This is a genomic window from Pseudomonas sp. E102 (genome assembly GCF_052660185.1).
The window spans coordinates 442605-461393 of record NZ_CP084025.1 but is presented as its reverse complement, the minus strand read 5'-3'; the positions used below and the strand labels follow the sequence as shown (position 1 = coordinate 461393).

17 protein-coding genes are annotated in these 18789 nt (G+C 60.3%); 2 read left to right on the top strand and 15 right to left on the bottom strand.

Annotation, left to right across the window (positions count from 1 at the left end; genetic code table 11):
• Positions 1–117 precede the first annotated feature (117 nt).
• From rnhB to rpsB, 15 genes are all read right to left on the bottom strand, one after another.
• Positions 118–762, bottom strand: coding sequence for a ribonuclease HII (rnhB, locus tag DOCECA_RS02205; RefSeq protein ID WP_445572142.1), 645 nt, complete (start codon positions 760–762; stop codon positions 118–120).
• An 11-nt stretch (positions 763–773) separates the two neighbouring features.
• Entirely contained in the window at positions 774–1904 is a 1131-nt protein-coding gene (lpxB, locus tag DOCECA_RS02200; RefSeq protein WP_420764244.1) for a lipid-A-disaccharide synthase, read from the bottom strand.
• 2 nt (positions 1905–1906) lie between these two features.
• Positions 1907–2683, bottom strand: a complete 777-nt coding sequence (gene lpxA / locus DOCECA_RS02195; protein ID WP_434650101.1) for an acyl-ACP--UDP-N-acetylglucosamine O-acyltransferase — start codon at positions 2681–2683, stop codon at positions 1907–1909.
• On the bottom strand, positions 2680–3120 hold the full coding sequence (gene fabZ, locus DOCECA_RS02190) for a 3-hydroxyacyl-ACP dehydratase FabZ (protein WP_003184897.1): 441 nt from the start codon (positions 3118–3120) through the stop codon (positions 2680–2682). The genes lpxA and fabZ overlap by 4 nt, the downstream gene beginning before the upstream one ends.
• A gap of 111 nt (positions 3121–3231) precedes the next feature.
• Positions 3232–4287 (bottom strand): UDP-3-O-(3-hydroxymyristoyl)glucosamine N-acyltransferase, encoded by a 1056-nt coding sequence (gene lpxD, locus DOCECA_RS02185; RefSeq protein WP_434562535.1) that lies wholly within the window; start codon positions 4285–4287, stop codon positions 3232–3234.
• A gap of 3 nt (positions 4288–4290) precedes the next feature.
• On the bottom strand, positions 4291–4794 hold the full coding sequence (locus DOCECA_RS02180; RefSeq protein ID WP_003184901.1) for an OmpH family outer membrane protein: 504 nt from the start codon (positions 4792–4794) through the stop codon (positions 4291–4293).
• Positions 4795–4839: 45 nt separating this feature from the next.
• Complete coding sequence (bamA, locus tag DOCECA_RS02175) at positions 4840–7215, bottom strand: outer membrane protein assembly factor BamA (protein ID WP_420764241.1); 2376 nt, start codon at positions 7213–7215, stop codon at positions 4840–4842.
• A gap of 74 nt (positions 7216–7289) precedes the next feature.
• Positions 7290–8642: an RIP metalloprotease RseP gene (rseP, locus tag DOCECA_RS02170; protein ID WP_434701168.1), complete on the bottom strand. Its 1353-nt coding sequence runs from the start codon at positions 8640–8642 to the stop codon at positions 7290–7292.
• Between the two features lie 52 nt (positions 8643–8694).
• Positions 8695–9885 (bottom strand): 1-deoxy-D-xylulose-5-phosphate reductoisomerase, encoded by a 1191-nt coding sequence (gene ispC, locus DOCECA_RS02165; RefSeq protein ID WP_420764239.1) that lies wholly within the window; start codon positions 9883–9885, stop codon positions 8695–8697.
• Positions 9882–10688: a phosphatidate cytidylyltransferase gene (locus DOCECA_RS02160; protein WP_434650099.1), complete on the bottom strand. Its 807-nt coding sequence runs from the start codon at positions 10686–10688 to the stop codon at positions 9882–9884. The genes ispC and DOCECA_RS02160 overlap by 4 nt, the downstream gene beginning before the upstream one ends.
• Complete coding sequence (gene uppS / locus DOCECA_RS02155; protein WP_434562533.1) at positions 10688–11443, bottom strand: polyprenyl diphosphate synthase; 756 nt, start codon at positions 11441–11443, stop codon at positions 10688–10690. Before uppS ends, DOCECA_RS02160 begins: the two co-directional genes overlap by 1 nt.
• A gap of 13 nt (positions 11444–11456) precedes the next feature.
• Positions 11457–12014 (bottom strand): ribosome recycling factor, encoded by a 558-nt coding sequence (frr, locus tag DOCECA_RS02150; RefSeq protein WP_420764236.1) that lies wholly within the window; start codon positions 12012–12014, stop codon positions 11457–11459.
• Positions 12011–12754 (bottom strand): UMP kinase, encoded by a 744-nt coding sequence (pyrH, locus tag DOCECA_RS02145; protein WP_039591983.1) that lies wholly within the window; start codon positions 12752–12754, stop codon positions 12011–12013. The genes frr and pyrH overlap by 4 nt, the downstream gene beginning before the upstream one ends.
• A gap of 213 nt (positions 12755–12967) precedes the next feature.
• Positions 12968–13834 (bottom strand): translation elongation factor Ts, encoded by an 867-nt coding sequence (gene tsf / locus DOCECA_RS02140; RefSeq protein WP_072387961.1) that lies wholly within the window; start codon positions 13832–13834, stop codon positions 12968–12970.
• Between the two features lie 195 nt (positions 13835–14029).
• Positions 14030–14767: a 30S ribosomal protein S2 gene (gene rpsB / locus DOCECA_RS02135; RefSeq protein ID WP_003198231.1), complete on the bottom strand. Its 738-nt coding sequence runs from the start codon at positions 14765–14767 to the stop codon at positions 14030–14032.
• Positions 14768–15142: 375 nt separating this feature from the next.
• On the opposite strand from rpsB, the gene map reads away from it, so the two are divergent.
• Both map and DOCECA_RS02125 read left to right on the top strand, forming a co-directional pair.
• Positions 15143–15925: a type I methionyl aminopeptidase gene (gene map, locus DOCECA_RS02130; protein ID WP_186705495.1), complete on the top strand. Its 783-nt coding sequence runs from the start codon at positions 15143–15145 to the stop codon at positions 15923–15925.
• A gap of 44 nt (positions 15926–15969) precedes the next feature.
• On the top strand, positions 15970–18672 hold the full coding sequence (locus DOCECA_RS02125) for a [protein-PII] uridylyltransferase (protein ID WP_434650098.1): 2703 nt from the start codon (positions 15970–15972) through the stop codon (positions 18670–18672).
• Positions 18673–18789 lie beyond the last annotated feature (117 nt).

Here is an 18789-nt window from a genome sequence, read left to right as displayed (position 1 = left end):
ATCCCCGCTGGGCTGCGAAGCGGCCCCAAAAGCCCATCAGGCAACGGGTTGTCAGCTAAAGGACCGCTTCGCGCTCCAGCGGGGATAAATCCCCTCGCCACAAATCCACATTCGCCTTTATGTAATGGGAGCCTGATTACTCACGATCAGCCCAACACGCGCTTCATAAGCCAGCCGAACCGGCGCGAACGAACGCCTGTGGATCGGCGTCGGCCCAAGGCGTGCCAGGGCTTCCAGATGCACCGGGGTCGGATAACCCTTGTGGCTGCCAATCCCGTAGCCGGGGTAGATCAATTCGAACGCGGCCATTTCCCGGTCGCGGCTGACCTTGGCCAGGATCGAGGCGGCTGCGATGGCCGGAACCTTGCCGTCGCCCTGGATGACCGCCTCGGCGCGCATCGACAGTTTCGGACAGCGATTGCCGTCGATCATCGCCAGCTTCGGCGTGACATGCAGCCCGTGCACCGCACGCTGCATCGCGAGCATGGTGGCGTGCAGGATATTGAGTTCATCGATTTCTTCGACTTCGGCCCGGGCGATGCACCAACTCAAGGCTTTCTCACAGATTTCTTCATAAAGCTTTTCGCGACGGGCCTCGGTGAGTTTCTTCGAGTCATCGAGACCCAGAATCGGCCGTGTCGGATCGAGAATCACCGCCGCCGTGACCACCGCGCCGCACAACGGGCCGCGTCCTACTTCATCGACACCGGCGACAAGCTGTTCCACCTCGGCGACCAGGTTGAAATCCAGGCCCATCTGCAGCTTTACGTTGCTCATTGTTTCTTGCCGATCAGGGTCAATACAGCCTCCGCAGCCTGGTTGGACGCATCGCGTCGCAAGGTGCGGTGGATTTCGTCAAAGCCCCGGGTCTGTTCCTCACCGCCGTCGATCAGGGGCAACAGCGTATTGGCCAGCGACTCGGCGGTTGCGTCGTCCTGAAGCAGCTCGGGTACCAGCAAGCGCTGGGCCAGAAGATTCGGCAAGGAAACGTAAGGGCTCTTGACCATGCGCTTGAGAATCCAGAACGTCAGCGGCGCCAAACGATACGCGACCACCATTGGGCGTTTGTATAACAACGCCTCAAGGGTAGCAGTGCCAGAGGCAATCAACACGGCATCGCAGGCGGCCAGCGCTTGGTGGGACTGACCGTCGAGCAGCATCACCGGCAAATCGCGCCCGGCCAGCAAGGCTTCAAGCTGGCCGCGCCGCTGCGGGCTGGCACAAGGAAGAACAAACCTGACATCGGGACGCATCGTCCGCATCCGTTCGGCGGCGTCGAAGAACAACCCGCCCAGGCGACTGACCTCGCCGCCCCGGCTGCCAGGCATCAACGCCACCAGCGGCCCTTCCGGCAGGCCCAATGCCTGGCGAGCCGCCGCGCGGTCTGCCTCCAGGGGAATGGTATCGGCCAGGGTGTGCCCGACAAACCGCACCGGCACGCCTTTTTCTTCGTAGAAGCGGGCTTCGAATGGCAGCAGCGTGAGCATCAGGTCGCAGCCTTCGCGAATCTTCAGCACCCGCTTCTGCCGCCAGGCCCAGACGGACGGGCTGACGTAATGCACGGTCTTGATGCCAGCCTGGCGCAACTTGAGCTCGATATTGAGGGTGAAGTCCGGCGCGTCGATGCCGATGAAGACGTCCGGTTTCTCCTCGATCAGCGTCTGGATCAGTTTCTTGCGACGGGCCAGTAACTCGCGCAAGCGTCCGAGCACCTCCACCAGGCCCATGACCGACAGCCGCTCCATGGGAAAGTAGGACTCCAGGCCTTCGGCCTGCATCAACGGGCCGCCGACACCGATGAATTCGACCGCGGGATGCTGCGCCTTGAGCGCGCGCATCAAGCCGGCACCCAGGATGTCACCGGAAGCCTCTCCCGCTACCAGCGCAATACGCAGATTGGCCATGGTCAGCGGGTGATGCCGCGGGTCGAAGACTGGATGGAGTCGCGGAATGTCGCGACCTCCGGGAACTGCACTGACGCTTCGGCCAGTTCGGCGAGCGCCTGGTCGACCGTCAGGCCCTGGCGGTAGACGACCTTGTAGGCGCGGCGCAAGGCCGTGATCGCCTCTTCGCTGAAACCACGACGACGCATGCCTTCGAAGTTCATGCTGCGGGCTTCGGCCGGGTTGCCGAACACCGTGACATAGGCCGGGACATCCTTGCCGATGGCGGTGCCCATGCCGGAGAAACTGTGGGCACCGATATGGCAATACTGGTGGACCAGGGTGAAACCGGACAGGATCGCCCAGTCATCCACATGCACATGGCCGGCCAACGCGGTGTTGTTGACCAGGATGCAATGGTTGCCAATGATGCTGTCGTGACCGATATGGGCATAGGCCATGATCAGGTTGTGATCGCCCAGCGTCGTTTCGGAACGGTCCTGGACGGTGCCACGGTGGATCGTCACGCCTTCGCGAATCACATTGTGATCGCCGATCACCAGGCGGGTTTCTTCACCTTTGTACTTGAGATCGGGCGTGTCCTCGCCTACCGATGAAAACTGGTAGATGCGATTGTGCCGGCCGATCCGGGTCGGGCCCTTGAGAATTACGTGGGGACCGATCACCGTGCCCTCGCCGATTTCCACACCTGCGCCGATGATTGACCAAGGGCCAACCTCGACATCGGCGGCCAGCACGGCCGACGGATCGATGATTGCGCGAGGGTCAATCAAACTCATAGCTTGCGTTCCGCGCAGATGATTTCAGCGGAGCAGACCGGCTTGCCGTCGACCGAAGCCTGGCATTCGAATTTCCAGATCTGGCGCTTGCAACTGATGAACTTGGCCTCGAGGATCAATTGATCGCCCGGGGTCACCGGCTGGCGGAAACGCAGCTTGTCGGAGCCGACGAAGTAATACAGCGTGCCATCGGCAGGCTTCACGTCGAGCATTTTGAAACCAAGGATCCCGGCAGCCTGAGCCATCGCTTCGATGATCAACACGCCCGGCATGATTGGATGCGCTGGGAAGTGGCCATTGAAGAACGGTTCGTTGATGCTGACATTCTTGTAGGCGCGAATGCGCTTGCCTTCAACATCCAGGTCCACGACCCGATCCACCAGCAGGAACGGGTAACGGTGAGGCAGGTATTCGCGAATCTCGTTGATGTCCATCATTTCGGGGGGAAGCCTATGTAAAGATTGGGAGCGCACGATTGACGCGCACCCCGCTAGCAAATCAAGGAGGCCAGGGCCTAGCGGCTGTGCACACTTGATATGGAAATGGTATCAGCCATCTGATGAAGCATTACCGCCAGGGGTCACGTCCCCTACACGCTTTTCCACCTGCTTGAGGCGCCGCGCGATGTCGTCGAGCTGGCGGATACGCGCCGCGCTCTTTCGCCACTCGGCAGCCGGTTGCATGGCTGTGCCGGAAGAATAGGCACCCGGCTCGGTAATCGAGTGGGTCACCATGGTCATCCCGGTCAGGAATACGTTGTCACAAATATCGATATGGCCCACCAGGCCCACGCCGCCGGCGAGCATGCAGTGCTTGCCGATTTTGGTGCTGCCGGAAATGCCGACACAAGCCGCCATGGCGGTGTGATCACCGACCTGGACGTTGTGGGCGATCTGGATCTGGTTATCGAGCTTGACGCCATTGCCGATGACCGTATCGGCCAGCGCGCCACGGTCGATGGCCGTATTGACGCCTATCTCCACGTCGTCGCCAACGCTCACGCCGCCAATCTGGGCGATCTTTTGCCAGACGCCCTTCTCATTGGCGAAACCGAACCCTTCACCGCCCAGCACCGCGCCGGACTGGATCACCACCCGTTTGCCGATGCGTACATCGTGGTAGAGGGTGACCCGCGGAGCCAGCCAACCGCCCTCGCCGATCTCGCTACGCGCACCGATGAAGCAATGGGCGCCCAGCGTCACGCCGGCGCCAATCCGGGCCGCGCTTTCGATGACGACGAAGGGACCGATACTGGCCGAGGGATCGACGACGGCATCCGACGCGATCACCGCGCTGGGATGAATGCCTGCCGCCGACTTGGGCTTGGGATCGAACAGATGGGAAATTCGCGCGTACGCCAGGTACGGATCGGCCACGATCAGCGCATCGCCGACAAACCCTTCGGCATCGCCAGCCTTGAGCAATAACGCGGCAGCCCGGCTGTCAGCCAGGTATTTGCGGTACTGGGGATTTGCCAGGAAGCTCAACTGAGCTGGGCCAGCCTCTTGCAAAGTGGCTAGCCCAGTGATGACCTTCTCCGGGTCGCCACGCAGGGTGGCGCCAAGGAACTCAGCCAATTGGCCGAGCTTGATAGTCGCTGTCATGGATTACTTCAGCTGGTTCATGCGCTCGATGACCTGGCGCGTGATGTCGTATTGAGGTTTGACATCGATCACTGCGCCCCGCTCGAACACCAGGTCGAAACCACCTTTCTTGATGACTTCTTCCACGGCGCTGTCGAGTTTCGGCTTGAGCTGCTTGAGCATTTCACGGTCGGCCACGGCTTTCGCTTCGTTCAGTTCCTTGGACTGGAACTGGAAGTCACGAGCCTTCTGCTTGAATTCAAGCTCCAGGCGTTCGCGCTCGCCCTGGGCCATCTTGTCGCCACCGGCCACCAGACGGTCCTGAATGCCTTTGGCACTGCTTTCCAGGCCTTTGAGCTTGGTCAGTTGCGGGCCAAATTTCTTCTCGGCGTCTACGGCGTATTTCTTCGCCGCGTCGGACTCCAGCAAGGCCATCTGATAGTTCAGCACGGCGATTTTCATGTCGGCAAAAGCCGGGCCTGCGACCAGCACGGTCGCCAGGAGAACCAATTGAGTCAACTTACGCACGATGTACTCCTACAAAATCCGTTGTCGTTATCTTGGGTCAGACGCTTAGAACGTCTGGCCGAGGGAGAATTGGAACACTTGGGTTTCAGCGTCGTCCGGTTTCTTGATCGGCATCGCCAATGCGAAGCTCAACGGGCCCAGCGCGGTGACCCAGGTCACGCCCACACCGACGGAGCTGGCCAGGTTGCTGAGGCTGATGTCGTTGCACTTGGTATTGGAACTCGTACCGTTAGCGTTGGTGGTGTCATCACAACTGGAGTCGAATACGTTACCCACGTCCCAGAATACCGAGGTACGCAGGGAGCGCTGATCCTTGACGAACGGCATCGGGAACAGGATTTCCGCGCCGCCCTGGATGAGCACGTTGCCACCGAACGGCAGCGGATCCTGGTCCGGATCGCGGATGGTCCCCGGGTTGGTGCCACGGCTCGGCGTACTGCGCGGGCCCAAGGTGCTGTCCTTGAAACCACGGACCGAGTTGAAACCACCGGCGTAGTAGTTCTCATAGAACGGCAGGCCATCGGTCGAACCGTAGCCATCGCCATAACCCAGCTCGGTGTGCAGGCGCATGGTGTAGTTGTCGGTCAACGGCTGGAACAACTGGCCACGGTAATCGAGCTTGAAGAACGACAGGTCACTGCCAGGGGTGGTGGTTTCCAGCACCAGGCTCTGGGACCGACCGCGCGTCGCCAGCACGCCCTTGTTCAATGTCGATTCGGACCAGCCGACAGACGCCTTGAAGTTCAGGTAGTTATCGCCTTCCTTCTCGACGAAATCGAAAATCTCGTCAACGGTGTAGCGACCGGTGTTGATCTTGTCCTGCTGCGCGGTGAGGCCGAAGGTAAGGCGCGAAGTCTCGCTGATTGGGTAACCAACGTTCACACCCGCACCCAGGCTGTCCACGGCGTAGCTGGAGATGTCAGCATCGAGCTCGTCGTAGTCGGTGGTGCGATAGAAGGCGTTGTAGCCCAGGCTCACGCCGTCGGCGGTCCAGTAGGGGTCCACGTAGCCGAAGTTGTAGCGGGTCTGGTACTCGCTTCGGGTCAGGCCGAGGCTGACCTTGTTACCGGTGCCCAGGAAGTTGTTCTGGGTGATCGACCCACCCAGGATCAGGCCCGCGCTCTGGGCGAAACCGACGCTGGCGGTGATCGAGCCGGAAGCTTGTTCTTCAACGCTGTAGTTCACATCCACCTGGTCATCGACGCCCGGTACGGCCGGGGTCTCGACGTTGACTTCCTTGAAGAAGCCCAGGCGTTCCAGACGGGTCTTGGACTGGTCGATCAGGTAGGTCGACGCCCAACCGCCTTCCATCTGGCGCATTTCACGACGCAGCACTTCATCTTCGGATTTGGTGTTGCCACGGAAGTTGATGCGGTTGACGTAGGCACGCTTGCCCGGATCCACGGCGAAGGTGATGTCGACGGTATGGTCTTCATCGTGCGGCTGCGGCACGCCGTTGACGTTGGCAAAGGTATAACCCTCGTTACCCAGGCGACGGGTGATCAGCTCGGACGTGGTGGTCATCAGCTTGCGCGAGAACACCTGGCCCTTCTGCACGAGCAAGAGTGATTTCACCTGGTCTTCAGGGACCTTCAGGTCACCACTGAGCTTGACGTCACGAACGGTGTACTTCTCGCCTTCGTTGACGTTGACGGTGATGTAGACGTGCTTCTTGTCCGGCGTAATGGACACCTGGGTCGAAGCGATATCCATGTTGATGTAGCCACGGTCCAGGTAGTAGGAACGCAGGCGCTCCAGGTCACCGGAAAGTTTTTCACGGGCGTATTTGTCGTCGTTCTTGAAGAACGACAGCCAGTTGGTGGTCTTGAGCTCGAACAGGTCGATCAGGTCTTCATCCGGGAAAACCGTGTTGCCCACCACGTTGATGTGCTGGATGGCCGCCACGGTGCCTTCGTTGATGTTGACCTTCAGGCCGACGCGGTTGCGTGGCTGCGGCACCACTTCGGTGTCGACGGTGGCCGAATAGCGACCCTGGGCGACGTACTGGCGCTGCAGCTCGTTACGCACACCTTCGAGAGTGGCGCGCTGGAAGATCTCGCCTTCGGCCAGGCCGGATTGCTTGAGGCCTTTCATCAGGTCCTCAGTGGAAATCGCCTTGTTGCCCTCGATCTCGATACTGGCGACCGAAGGGCGCTCGACGACCGTGATGACCAGGACATTGCCGTCGCGGCCCAGCTGGATATCTTGAAAGAAGCCGGTCTTGAACAACGCACGAGTGGATTCCACCAGGCGCCGATCATCCGCCTGCTCGCCGACGTTCAGCGGCAAGGCACCAAAGACGCTACCTGCGGAAACCCGCTGGAGGCCGTTGACGCGAATATCAGAGATAGTGAAGGACTCGGCGTGAACTTCGGCGATCATCAATACGGTGAGAACCGCAGTTAGCAGCAGACGTTTCATGAAGTCCTTTCTTATTCCAACTGGCAATAAACAAACTGCCGCAAAATGCGGCAGATTCGCAATTCAGCGAAGCGTTACAGACGACCCAGATCGTTGACCAAGGCAAGCAACATCACCCCGACCACCAAGCTGATACCGATCTGTATCCCCCAACCTTGCACCCGATCCGACAAGGGACGACCACGCGCCCACTCGATCAGATAAAACAGCAGATGCCCCCCATCCAGTACCGGGATGGGCAGCAAATTCAGAACCCCCAGGCTAATGCTCAGATAAGCAAGGAAATTCAGGAAATCAGCGACGCCCGACTGGGCAGAAGCGCCCGCCACTTTAGCAATGGTTATCGGTCCACTCAAGTTTTTTACCGAGAGCTCGCCGAACAACATTTTCTTCAGCGAGTCGAGGGTCAGGACACTCATGGTCCAAGTACGCCGCGCGCCCTCGCCAATTGCCGCGACAGGGCCGAAGCTGACCTCTCGAACCATCTCCGGTGGCCAGTCGACCGCCTTGACCCCGGCCCCCAGGTAACCCGTCGGCGCTTTGGCTTCGCCACGGGCGGCCAACGTCACGGGAACATCAATCGTGGCGCCGTCGCGCTCCACGCTCAGCAATATTTTGGCATCAGGACGGACACGAACCGAGTCGACCACCTGTTGCCAGTCGCTGACCGCCCGCCCGTCGAACGCGAGCAAACGGTCACCGGTCCTCAGGCCCGCGGCATGTGCCGGGCCTTTCGGGTCGAGTTCGGCGAGGACAGGCGCCAGCGCGGGACGCCATGGACGGATCCCGAGGGAGCGGATCGGATCAGGCTCGTCGGCACCTTTGAGCCAATTATCGAGTACCAGCTCCCGGGGCGAGTCCGCGGTGGATCCCTCCTCGCGAACGATCATCTGCAGGGAACCGCTCTCACCCAGGCGACGCACCAATTGCAGATTGACGGCGGCCCAGCCTGATGTTGGCTCGCCATCGATGGCCACGATTTCCTGGCCCGCGCCCAACCCGGCGCGCGCCGCAACGCTCCCCGCCTCGACCGCGCCAATGACAGGGCGCACCTGCTCGCTGCCCAGCATGGCCAGCGCCCAGAAAAACACCAGGGCCAGCAGGAAGTTGGCGATCGGCCCCGCCGCCACGATGGCGATGCGCTGACGAACGGTCTTGCGATTGAAGGATTGGTCGAGCTGGTCGAGAGGAACTTCACCCTCGCGCTCGTCGAGCATCTTCACGTAGCCGCCCAGGGGGATGGCCGCGACAACGAATTCAGTGCCCTGCTTGTCGTGCCAGCGTAGCAGGGGCATGCCGAAGCCGACGGAAAAACGCAGGACCTTGACGCCACAGCGACGCGCGACCCAGAAATGGCCGAATTCGTGAAAAGTGACCAGCACACCCAGCGCAACCAGGGTGCCGACGATCATATAGAGCGCGCTCATCTGTTTTCTCCACAATCCTGCCCAGGACAACCCTGGCTAACGTACCGCAGCCTCAACGTCCGTGGCGGCTCAACCACTGGCCCGCCAACTGGCGAGCCCTGGCATCCACGGTAAATACCGCGTCGAGGTCATCGAGGGAGACCACGGCCTCGAGGTTCAAGACTTCCTCGATGATACTCGCGATCTCGAGGTAACGGACACGCCCATCGAGAAACGCTGCAACCGCCACTTCGTTAGCGGCATTAAGCATGGCCGGCGCGCTGTCGCCCACCTCGGCCGCCTGCCGCGCCAGGCGCAGACAGGGAAAGCGCTGTTCATCGGGCGCCTGGAAATCCAGGCGCGCGATCGCGAACAGGTCCAGCGGCGCCACTCCCGAATCAATCCGCTCCGGCCAGGCCAACGCGTTGGCGATCGGCGTGCGCATGTCCGGGTTGCCCAACTGGGCCAGCACCGAACCATCGACGTAGTCGACGAGGGAGTGGATCACGCTCTGCGGGTGGATCACCACTTCTACCTGCGACGGCTTGGCGTCGAACAGCCAGCAGGCCTCGATCAACTCCAACCCTTTGTTCATCATGCTGGCTGAATCCACGGAAATCTTGCGCCCCATGGACCAGTTCGGATGAGCGCAGGCCTGCTCGGGTGAAACATGCACCAATTCTTCCAGCGGTGTCTGCCGGAACGGACCACCGGACGCCGTCAGAAGAATCCTCCGGACGCCCACTGTCCCCAGGCCACGGGAAAAGTCCTGCGGCATGCATTGGAAAATCGCGTTGTGTTCGCTGTCGATCGGCAACAGTACCGAGCCGCTTTTGCGCACCGCTTGCATGAACAGCGCGCCAGACATCACCAGCGCCTCTTTATTGGCCAGCAGAATTTTCTTGCCAGCCTCCACCGCCGCCAAGGTCGGGCGCAGCCCCGCCGCACCCACGATCGCCGCCATCACGGCGTCGACTTCCGGATCGGAGGCCACCTGGCAAAGACCCTCTTCCCCCACGAGCACCCGGGTTTGCAGCCCCGCGGCCCGCAGGTCGTCTTGCAGCGCGCTCGCCACGCCAGCCTCGGGCACCACGGCAAACCGTGGCGCGTGGCGAATGCACAGCGCCAGCAACTCGCTCAAGCGCGTGAAACCGCTGAGGGCGAACACCTGGTAGCGCTCAGGGTGCCGGCCAATGACGTCCAGCGTGCTGAGGCCGATCGAACCCGTAGCGCCCAGCACAGTGATCTGCTGTGCACGACTCACGACGCGGCCATCCAGAGCAGAACGGCGAAGACAGGAATCGCGGCAGTCAGGCTGTCGATACGATCCAGTACGCCGCCGTGGCCCGGCAGCAGGTTACTGCTGTCCTTGATCCCGGACTGGCGCTTGAACATGCTTTCGGTCAAGTCGCCGACCACCGAGACAAACACGATGAGGGCTGCGCCGAACAACCCCATCAACAGTTGCGCAACGGTCCAGTCTCGCACGAAGCCGACCACCGCCGTGATGACCAGGCTCAAGGCAAGGCCGCCATAGACGCCTTCCCAGCTCTTGCCAGGACTGACCTTTGGCGCCAGCTTGCGCTTGCCGAAGGCACGACCAGAAAAATAGGCTCCGACATCGGCGCCCCACACCAGCACCATCACCGCCATGATCTGCCAGTTGCCCAGAGGCCCCTGCTTGATCCAGATCAGCCCTTGCCAGGCCGGCAACAGGATCAGCAGCCCTATCACCAGCTTGGTCGCGGCATTGGACCAGTGGTGCGTGGTACGCGGATAGGTCAAGACCAGGAACGTCGCGGTTGCCCACCAGAGCACCGCCGCTCCCAGTACCCAGGGCGCGATACCAGGCACCACATACATGATGAACAACATGGCCGCTACCGCCGCCGCGTAGGTCACGCGCGCCGATTGAGCGGCAAAACCCGCCAGCCGCGCCCATTCCCAAGCGCCCAACGTCACGACCAAGCCGATGAACAGGGCGAAGCCCGCACCTTCCAATAGGAAAAAACCACCCAACGCGATGGGCAACAGGATCAAGGCTGTGATGATTCGTTGTTTTAGCATTAAACCCGGGCTCCAGCTTCGATCTGCTCGCTCGTTTTACCGAAACGACGCTGACGGGAAGCGAAATCGGCCAACGCGGTGCGCATGGCTTCGTGTTTGAAGTCCGGCCAGAACAGGTCGGAGAAGTACAGCTCGGCGTAAGCCAGCTGCCACAGCAGGAAATTGCTGATGCGGTGTTCGCCACCGGTGCGGATGCACAAGTCCGGCAGCGGCAGGTCGCCGGTCGCCAGGCACGTTTGCAACAGGTCGGCAGTGATGTCCTCTGGCCGCAAATGACCGGCCTGAACCTCCCGCGCCAGCCGCTGGGCGGCCTGGGCAATATCCCATTGGCCGCCATAATTGGCGGCGATTTGCAGGACAAACCGATCGGCGCCAGCCGTGGCTGACTCAGCCTCGCGCATTGCCGCCTGCAGCTCAGGATGAAAACGTGAACGATCGCCGATGATCCGCAAGCTGATCTTGTTTTCGTCCAGGCGCTTGGCTTCACGTCGCAAGGCCTTGAGGAACAGGTCCATCAAGGCACTGACCTCATCGGCCGGACGCTGCCAGTTCTCGCTGGAGAAGGCGAACAGGGTGAGCACCTCGACGCCGGCCTCGGCACACACCTCGATGACTGCACGGACCGCATCAACCCCGGCTTTATGCCCGGCGACGCCGGGCATAAAGCGTTTCTTGGCCCAGCGGTTATTGCCGTCCATGATGATCGCCACGTGGCGCGGCACCGCGAACGGCACGGCCTGCTTGGTCTTATCCATTAAAACGAGACCCTTATACGGCCATCAGGTCTTTTTCTTTCTCGTCCGTGGCCTTGGTGATCTGGGCCTCGGATTCTTTGGTCAGCTTATCGATATCAGCGATGGCACGACGCTCTTCGTCTTCACTGATTTCCTTATCCTTGACCAGCTTCTTCAGCTCACCCAACGCGTCACGACGGATGTTGCGCACGGCAACACGCGCGTCTTCCGCAGCGCTACGGGCCTGTTTGGTAAAGCCTTTGCGCGTTTCCTCGGTGAGAGCCGGCATCGGGATCAGCAGCAGCTCACCCAGGTTGGTTGGGTTGAGGTTCAGACCGGCGCTCTGGATCGCCTTGTCTACAGCAGCGAGCATGTTGCGCTCGAAAGCCACGACCTGCAGGGTACGCGAATCTTTCACGGTGACGTTGGCAACGCTGCTCAGCGGTGTGTCAGTGCCGTAGTAAGGCACCATGACGCTGCCGAGGATGCTCGGGTGAGCCTTGCCGGTACGAATCTGACCGAATGCGTGGCTCAGGGAGTCCAAGGATTTCTTCATGCGCTCTTCAGCGTCTTTCTTGATTTCGTTGATCATTGCTTGCCTTCCTCGATCAGTGTTCCTTCGGCGCCGCCATGGACGATGTTCAGCAGGGCACCGGGTTTGTTCATGTTGAAAACGCGCAGCGGCATCTTGTGGTCGCGGCACAGGCAGATAGCTGTCAGATCCATTACACCCAGCTTGCGATCCAGCACTTCATCGTAGGTCAGATGATCGAACTTCTCGGCATGCGGGTCTTTGAACGGGTCAGCGGTGTACACGCCATCTACCTTGGTTGCCTTGAGCACGACATCGGCATCGATTTCGATCGCTCGCAGGCACGCGGCCGAATCCGTGGTGAAGAACGGATTACCGGTACCGGCGGCAAAGATCACCACTTCCTTGGAGTTGAGGTGGCGCATGGCCTTGCGGCGATCGTAGTGATCGGTCACGCCAACCATGGAAATGGCCGACATCACGATGGCCGAGATATTGGCACGCTCCAGCGCGTCGCGCATAGCCAGAGCGTTCATCACAGTGGCCAGCATGCCCATGTGGTCGCCCGTGACCCGATCCATGCCCGCCGCGCTCAGCGCAGCACCACGGAACAGGTTGCCACCGCCGATGACCAGGCCGACCTGTACGCCGATCCCGACCAACTGGCCAACTTCCAGGGCCATGCGGTCCAGCACTTTCGGATCGATCCCGAACTCTTCCGAGCCCATCAGGGCCTCGCCGCTAAGCTTGAGTAGAATGCGTTTATAGCGAGCCTGATAACCACTGCCCTGCTGAGCCATTGCGAATCTCTCCTGCGGCGTATTTTCTCAAAAAATTCTTAACGGGCTGTTTGCAGCCTCGTTCACTCTAGCTTGACGCTGACACAGCGCCATCGGAACACGGCTTTGTAAGCCAGTTCCGACAGGAAACCAATATAAATCGGCATCCTCATCCAAAAAGAGGCTGCGCGCGTGAGCGGGCAGCCTCTTCTGGGCGACAGTCGTTGAACCGTCTTATTGCTTGCTGGCAGCAGCTACCTGGGCAGCAACTTCTTCAGCGAAGTTGTCGACCGGCTTCTCGATGCCTTCGCCTACTTTGAAGTAGGTGAACGAAACGATTTCAGCGCCGGCTTTCTTCGCCAGGTCGCCGACCTTGATTTCCGGGTTCTTGACGAACGCCTGCTCAACCAGGCTGGCTTCGGCCAGGAATTTGGAAATACGGCCGCTGACCATTTTTTCAGCGATTTCAGCAGGCTTGCCTTTCAGCTTCTCTTCGTTCAGCTGCAGGAAAACACCCTTCTCGCGCTCGATCGCTTCAGCCGAAACGTCCGAAGGCAGCAGGAACTCAGGGTTGGTTGCAGCCACGTGCATGGCGATGTCTTTCGCCAGCTCGGTATCGCCGCCCTTCAGGACAACTGCAACACCGATCTTGTTGCCGTGCAGGTAGGTACCAACCACATCACCTTCAACACGAACCAGGCGACGGATGTTGACGTTTTCGCCGGTCTTGCCAACCAGGACCAGGCGGGCTTCTTCCTGAGCTTCGATCAGCGGAGCTGCGTCGGTCAGTTTGTCAGCGAAAGCTTTTTCGACGCTGGCAGCGACGAATGCCTTGAAGTCATCCTGCAGAGCCAGGAAGTCGGTCTGGGAGTTGACTTCCAGCAGAACGGCGGCTTTACCGTCGTCCTTGATGGCGATGGCGCCTTCAGCGGCAACGTTGCCAGCTTTCTTGGCAGCCTTGATGGCGCCCGAAGCGCGCATGTCATCAATGGCTTTCTCGATGTCGCCGCCAGCCTTGGTCAAGGCTTTCTTGCAGTCCATCATGCCTTCGCCGGTACGCTCGCGCAGTTCTTTGACCAACGCTGCAGTAATCTCTGCCATTTCAAAATCCTCTTGGATAGGTTTTCAACCATTCCACCCGACCGAACGGGCGATCAATTCTTCCTGGAAAAACCACTGTTTATAGATCGCTGCAGGTTACAAACAGGTAGCTGCGCTTGCGACAAGTGGTTTTCGAGGTGGCAAAAAGGGGGCCAAGCCCCCTTTTTGCTTACTGAGTCAACGCCAGGGCGTCAATTACTCAGCGGCTGCCGCCGGAGCTTCTTCAGCGAAGACTTCGGTGCCGCCATTAACGTTGTTGCGACCACGGATAACAGCGTCAGCCATCGAACCCATGTACAGCTGGATGGCGCGGATGGCGTCATCGTTGCCTGGGATGATGTAGTCAACGCCTTCCGGGCTGCTGTTGGTATCGACAACGCCGATGACCGGGATACCCAGCTTGTTGGCTTCGGTGATCGCGATGCGCTCGTGGTCAACGTCGATCACGAACAGTGCGTCAGGCAGACCGCCCATGTCCTTGATACCGCCCAGGGAGCGGTCCAGCTTCTCAAGATCGCGAGTGCGCATCAGCGCTTCTTTCTTGGTCAGCTTGGCGAAAGTACCGTCTTCGGACTGGACTTCAAGGTCACGCAGACGCTTGATGGAAGCGCGGATGGTCTTGAAGTTGGTCAGCATGCCGCCCAACCAGCGGTGATCGACGTACGGCGAACCGCAACGTGCTGCTTCTTCAGCAACGATCTTGCCGGCGGAACGCTTGGTGCCGACGAACAGAATCTTGTTTTTGCCCTGGGCCAGGCGCTCTACGAAGGTCAGTGCTTCGTTGAACATCGGCAGGGTTTTTTCAAGGTTGATGATGTGGATCTTGTTGCGCGCGCCGAAAATGTACTTGCCCATTTTCGGGTTCCAGTAACGGGTCTGGTGGCCGAAGTGCACACCGGCCTTCAGCATATCGCGCATGTTGACTTGGGACATGATAGTTCCTTGATAAGTCGGGTTTGGCCTCCACGTATCCCAATGACCAACCAGCGGCGGTGAAAGCCGAAGGCACCCAGGTCATCGTGTCGACACGTGTGTGGATTTAAGCTTACGGGGTCATCCCCGGAAAGCGGCGCATTTTATACCACAGCAAGGGCGAAAACGGAACACGGATTCTGAAATCCCGGTGAAGCCCCCTTCCCACAGCCCTTTCATGGGCCATGGATGCACACCCCTATAGAGAGAAGCGATGCATGTGGACGGGGATTTGCGCTGATCGTCTGTTAGAATCGCCTCTTTCAGGGCCGCATGGATCATCATCCGCCGCCCATTTCGTTTTGAACAGCGCCGTCGGGCGCAGAGAGAGCCTGTATGACCGTTACCCTCAAGACTCCCGAGGACATCGCTAAAATGCGTGTCGCCGGCAAACTCGCCGCCGAAGTGCTGGAAATGATCGCCGACTACGTCAAGCCGGGCGTTACCACTGAAGAGCTGGACCGCATCTGCCACGACTATATCGTCAACGAGCAGAAAGCCATCCCTGCCCCGCTCAACTATAAAGGCTTTCCGAAGTCGATCTGTACCTCGATCAACCATGTGGTCTGCCATGGCATCCCCAATGAGAAACCATTGAAGGACGGCGATACCCTGAACATCGACGTCACTGTCATCAAGGATGGCTACCATGGCGATACCAGCCGGATGTTCCATGTCGGCAACGTACCGGAGTGGGCCGAACGCCTGTCCAAGGTCACCCAGGAATGCATGTACATGGCCATCGAACTGGTGAAACCGGGCTGCCGCCTGGGCGACATCGGCGAAGTGATCCAGAAGCACGCGCAGAAGAACGGTTTCTCGGTGGTGCGCGAGTTCTGCGGCCACGGCATCGGCAAGGTGTTCCATGAAGAACCGCAGATCCTGCATTACGGCCGCGCCGGCACCGGCATGGAACTGCAGGCGGGCATGACCTTCACCATCGAGCCGATGATCAACCAGGGCCGCGCCGACACCAAGGTACTGGGCGACGGCTGGACCGCCATCACCAAGGACCGCAAGTTGTCGGCGCAATGGGAGCACACGCTGCTCGTCACCGAGACCGGCTACGAAATCTTTACCCTGCGCAGCGATGACACCATCGCGCGCGTTTCCGCCTGACCCGTACCCAGCCTATAGATATAGATAGAAAGGAAAGTCATTCGATGCCGCAGGTGGACCCCGAACTCTTCGACCGCGGCCAGTTCCAGGCTGAACTGGCCCTGAAGGCAAGCCCCATTTCGGCGTTCAAGAAGGCGATCCGCCAGGCCCACGAAGTGCTCGACCAGCGCTTTCGCAGTGGCCGCGATATCCGCCGGTTGATCGAAGACCGCGCCTGGTTCGTCGACAACATCCTGCAAAAGGCCTGGGACCAGTTCAACTGGAGCGAGGATGCCGACATCGCGCTGGTGGCGGTGGGCGGCTACGGGCGTGGCGAACTGCACCCCTATTCCGACATTGATCTGCTGATCCTTTTGGATAGCGCGGACCACGAGATTTTCCGCGATTCCATCGAGCGCTTCCTGACGCTGCTGTGGGACATTGGCCTGGAAGTCGGCCAAAGCGTGCGTTCTGTGCAGGAATGCGCCGACGAGGCCCGCGCCGACCTGACGGTGATCACCAACCTGATGGAAAGCCGCACCATCGCCGGCCCCGAGCGCCTGCGCCAGCGCATGCTGGATGTGACCAGCACCGCGCACATGTGGCCCAGCAAAGACTTTTTCCTGGCCAAGCATGCCGAGCAGAAGGCCCGGCACCACAAGTACAACGACACCGAATACAACCTGGAGCCCAACGTCAAGGGCTCGCCCGGCGGGCTGCGTGACATCCAGACGATCCTGTGGGTCGCCCGCCGTCAGTACGGCACGCTGAACCTGCGAGCCCTGGCCGGCGAAGGTTTCCTGGTGGAAAGCGAGAACGCCTTGCTGGCATCGTCCCAGGAATTCTTATGGAAGGTCCGCTACGCCCTGCACATGCTCGCCGGACGCTCCGAGGACCGCTTGCTGTTCGATCATCAGCGCTCCATTGCCGGCCTGCTGGGTTTCGAAGGACAGGATGCCAAGCAATCCATCGAAAACTTCATGCAGCAGTACTACCGTGTCGTGATGAGCATCGCCCAGCTCAGCGAACTGATCATCCAGCACTTCGAAGAGGTCATCCTCGCCCCCGAGGACGAGGAGCCGCCGCAGCCGATCAACTCGCGCTTCCAACTGCACGACGGCTACATCGAAGCGCGCAATGCCAATGTGTTCCGCCGCACCCCGTTCGCCATGCTCGAGATTTTCGTGCTCATGGCCCAGCAACCGGAAATCAAGGGCGTGCGCGCCGATACCATTCGCCTGCTGCGGGAAAACCGGCATCTGATCGACGATGATTTCCGCCACGATATCCGCAACACCAGCCTGTTCATCGAACTGTTCAAGTGCAAGATCGGCGTGCACCGCAACCTGCGACGCATGAACCGCTACGGGATCCTGGGGCGCTACCTGCCGGAATTCGGCTACATCGTCGGGCAGATGCAACACGACCTGTTCCACATCTACACGGTCGACGCCCACACCCTGAACCTGATCAAGCATCTGCGTAAGCTGCAGTACACCCAGGTGTCGGAGAAATTTCCGCTGGCCAGCAAGCTCATGGCCAAGCTCCCCAAGCCCGAGCTGATCTACATGGCGGGGCTGTATCACGACATCGGCAAGGGCCGCCAGGGCGACCATTCCGAGATTGGCGCGGTGGATGCCGAGGCTTTTTGCCAGCGGCACCAACTGCCAACTTGGGACAGCCGGCTGATCGTCTGGCTGGTGCAGAACCACCTGGTGATGTCCACCACCGCCCAGCGCAAGGACCTGTCCGACCCGCAGGTGATCCATGACTTCGCCCAGGCCGTTGGCGACGAAACCCGCCTGGATTACCTCTACGTGCTGACCGTTGCCGACATCAACGCCACCAACCCGACCCTGTGGAACTCCTGGCGAGCCAGCCTGTTGCGCCAGCTCTACACCGAGACCAAGCGCGCCTTGCGCCGTGGCCTGGAAAACCCCGTGGACCGCGAAGAGCAGATCCGCCGCACCCAAAGCGCGGCCCTGGATATCCTGGTGCGCGGGGGCACCGATCCGGACGATGTCGAGCAGCTCTGGTCGCAATTGGGTGATGACTATTTCCTGCGCCACACCGCCGGCGACGTGGCCTGGCACAGCGACGCGATCCTGCAGCAACCGGCCGATGGCGGGCCGCTGGTGCTGATCAAGGAAACCACCCAGCGCGAGTTCGAGGGCGGCACGCAGATCTTCATCTATGCGCCGGACCAGCACGACTTCTTCGCGGTGACGGTGGCGGCGATGGATCAGCTCAATCTCAACATCCATGACGCTCGGGTCATTACGTCCACCAGCCAGTTCACCCTCGACACCTATATCGTGCTCGACACTGACGGCGACTCTATTGGCGACAACCCGGCGCGAGTCAAGCAGATTCGCGACGGACTCACCGACGCCCTACGCAACCCGGCGGACTACCCGACCATCATCCAGCGACGCGTGCCCCGCCAGCTCAAGCATTTTGCCTTTGCACCACAAGTGACGATCCACAACGACGCCCAGCGTCAGGTCACGGTGTTGGAGCTCAGCGCACCGGATCGCCCGGGCCTGCTGGCGCGAGTCGGCCATATTTTCCTGGAATTCGACCTGTCGCTGCAGAACGCCAAGATCGCCACGCTCGGCGAGCGGGTGGAAGACGTTTTCTTCATCACCGACGCCCACAACCAGCCGTTGTCCGATCCGCAGCTTTGCAGCCGCTTGCAGGAAGCGATCGTCCAGCACTTGAGCGTCAACCAGGAACCCGATGCTCACCTGACTCGCATTAGCATCTGAACGAACACCACTCCCTGTGGGAGCGCGCTTGCTCGCGATGGCCGCGGAACATCCAAGCCGATGTTGCCTGATCCACCGCTGTCGCGAGCAAGCTCGCTCCCACAAAGGATCGCGCCC

Excerpts from the sequence above, each read along its gene's own strand:
- bamA (WP_420764241.1), bottom strand. The coding sequence starts at position 7,215 with ATGAAACGTCTGCTGCTAACTGCGGTTCTCACCGTATTGATGATCGCC.
- map (WP_186705495.1), top strand. The coding sequence starts at position 15,143 with ATGACCGTTACCCTCAAGACTCCCGAGGACATCGCTAAAATGCGTGTC.
- lpxA (WP_434650101.1), bottom strand. The coding sequence starts at position 2,683 with ATGAGTTTGATTGACCCTCGCGCAATCATCGATCCGTCGGCCGTGCTG.
- rseP (WP_434701168.1), bottom strand. The coding sequence starts at position 8,642 with ATGAGCGCGCTCTATATGATCGTCGGCACCCTGGTTGCGCTGGGTGTG.
- pyrH (WP_039591983.1), bottom strand. The coding sequence starts at position 12,754 with ATGGCTCAGCAGGGCAGTGGTTATCAGGCTCGCTATAAACGCATTCTA.
- lpxB (WP_420764244.1), bottom strand. The coding sequence starts at position 1,904 with ATGGCCAATCTGCGTATTGCGCTGGTAGCGGGAGAGGCTTCCGGTGAC.
- tsf (WP_072387961.1), bottom strand. The coding sequence starts at position 13,834 with ATGGCAGAGATTACTGCAGCGTTGGTCAAAGAACTGCGCGAGCGTACC.
- frr (WP_420764236.1), bottom strand. The coding sequence starts at position 12,014 with ATGATCAACGAAATCAAGAAAGACGCTGAAGAGCGCATGAAGAAATCC.
- DOCECA_RS02125 (WP_434650098.1), top strand. The coding sequence starts at position 15,970 with ATGCCGCAGGTGGACCCCGAACTCTTCGACCGCGGCCAGTTCCAGGCT.
- rpsB (WP_003198231.1), bottom strand. The coding sequence starts at position 14,767 with ATGTCCCAAGTCAACATGCGCGATATGCTGAAGGCCGGTGTGCACTTC.
- fabZ (WP_003184897.1), bottom strand. The coding sequence starts at position 3,120 with ATGATGGACATCAACGAGATTCGCGAATACCTGCCTCACCGTTACCCG.
- lpxD (WP_434562535.1), bottom strand. The coding sequence starts at position 4,287 with ATGACAGCGACTATCAAGCTCGGCCAATTGGCTGAGTTCCTTGGCGCC.
- uppS (WP_434562533.1), bottom strand. The coding sequence starts at position 11,443 with ATGGATAAGACCAAGCAGGCCGTGCCGTTCGCGGTGCCGCGCCACGTG.
- DOCECA_RS02160 (WP_434650099.1), bottom strand. The coding sequence starts at position 10,688 with ATGCTAAAACAACGAATCATCACAGCCTTGATCCTGTTGCCCATCGCG.